The sequence below is a fragment of the uncultured Campylobacter sp. genome (assembly GCF_938031315.1).
Classification (GTDB): Bacteria; Campylobacterota; Campylobacteria; order Campylobacterales; family Campylobacteraceae; genus Campylobacter_B.
On sequence record NZ_CALHHT010000018.1, the window covers coordinates 1 to 1,045 of the forward strand.

Annotated in this window: 1 protein-coding gene; it reads left to right on the plus strand. The window is 43.4% G+C overall.

Features of this window, described 5'->3' with window-relative positions; all coding sequences use genetic code 11:
* Window positions 1–671: ABC transporter permease (locus Q0236_RS00440; protein ID WP_297913717.1), on the plus strand; the 671-nt coding region annotated here is incomplete at its 5' end.
* Window positions 672–1,045: the final 374 nt, after the last annotated feature.

Genomic DNA, 1,045 nt, shown 5'->3' on the forward strand with positions numbered 1-1,045 from the left:
GCCAAACTCATATTTTCGGAACGGATTTTATGGGCAGAGACCTTCTAAGTCGCGTATTTTATGCTCTTAGAACATCGCTTATCGTAGGGGTCGAGGCAAGTTTCATAACGACCCTCATAGCCTCTTTTTACGCCTACATCGCAACGCTTAATTCAAATTTTATAAAAGAGCTTTTTGACAGGCTGATAGATGCGTTTTTATCCCTGCCTAGCATTATATTTATTATGAGTTTTTCATCGATTTCCGGCGGCAGACTATTTACGATTATCCTTATAATCGGGCTTTGTTCGTGGATGCAAAGCGCAAAGGTTATTTTGGGCGCTCTAAAAACGATGCTTAAAAGCGATTTTATAGCTCAAGCCAAAATCAACGGAGCGACGCATTTTAAACTTATATTTTTTGAAGCGCTTCCAAATTTAAAGGCTCTGCTTTTTACGCTTTTTGGCATCAATGCCGCGCACGCGATCGCTATGGAAGCGACGCTTAGCTTTTTCGGAGTAGGAAGCGATCTATCCGCGATCAGTCTCGGGCTTATGCTAAATGAAAGCACGCAGGCGCTATTTATGGGTTCTTGGTGGGTCGTGCTTTTCCCGGGAGTTGTGCTGTTTCTGCTCATACTCTCTTTTGCGATTTTAAGCACGAGCTCAAACGGCAAGGGTATAAAGATATGATCGAGATAGAAAATTTAAATCTAAATTTTAAAATTTAAACTCGCCAGCTGCGGTAAAAAGGACGCTCGGCCAGCGCATATTGAGCGAAAGATATTTTTTGCACGACCGAGCTTATAAAGCCACAATCTGGCTCAACCGGTTAGGCTTGAAAAGCCCAAATTGAAACAAGCCGCTTCTTTCCGTGCGCTAAACGGATCGCGATTCGGCAACGCCGTAACGCCTATCTGTTTAAATTCACTTGCGCATTATCTCTTTAGCTCGATTTTACTTAGTTTTTACCTTTGCGGTATTCGGCTTGCTATCCGCCGCTTGCGGAGGGGTATTAGATTGTGAAGGGGTCGCCGTTTGGCTGTTAGCTTTTATCTCCTCTCTTG